This window comes from Escherichia sp. GZ89 (genome assembly GCF_019366485.1).
Classification (GTDB): Bacteria; Pseudomonadota; Gammaproteobacteria; order Enterobacterales; family Enterobacteriaceae; genus Escherichia; species Escherichia fergusonii.
Genome location: NZ_JAEOHX010000081.1, coordinates 1 through 519, shown reverse-complemented (window position 1 = coordinate 519; position 519 = coordinate 1). Strand labels below are relative to the sequence as shown.

Annotated in this window: 1 protein-coding gene; it reads right to left on the bottom strand. The window is 55.9% G+C overall.

Features of this window, described 5'->3' with window-relative positions; translation table 11 throughout:
* Nucleotides 1–519, bottom strand: a 519-nt coding sequence (locus K0335_RS22315) for a malic enzyme-like NAD(P)-binding protein (protein WP_307774226.1), incomplete at both ends; no start/stop codon positions are given.

Below are 519 nucleotides of genomic sequence, written 5' to 3'. Positions count from 1 at the left end.
AGGCGATAATGTCCTGTGGCGTGGCCTCCACGCGAGAGGTGGGATTAGAGAGCGGCATGACGATCGGGCGAGGGCAATGCTTATGCATCTCGCGGATGATCTCTTCAGTAAAGAGCCCGGTCTGGCCGGAAACCCCGATCAGGATATCCGGCTTCACGTTACGCACCACATCCAGCAGCGACAGCACGTCATTTTCGGTATCCCAGTGCTGGAGATTGTCGCATTTCTGCACCAGTTTTGCCTGGAACGGCAATAAATTAGGCATCCGGTCCGTCAACAGGCCGAAGCGATCGACCATAAAAACGTTCTGTCGAGCGGCATCTTCGCTTAAACCTTCACGCTGAGTCTGCGCGATGATCTGTTCAGCAATCCCACATCCGGCTGAACCCGCGCCGAGGAAAACGATTTTCTGCTCGCTAAGCTGACTGCCGGCAGCGCGGCTGGCGGCGATCAACGTACCGACGGTCACGGCTGCGGTGCCCTGAATATCATCGTTAAAGGAGCAAATCTCATCACGAT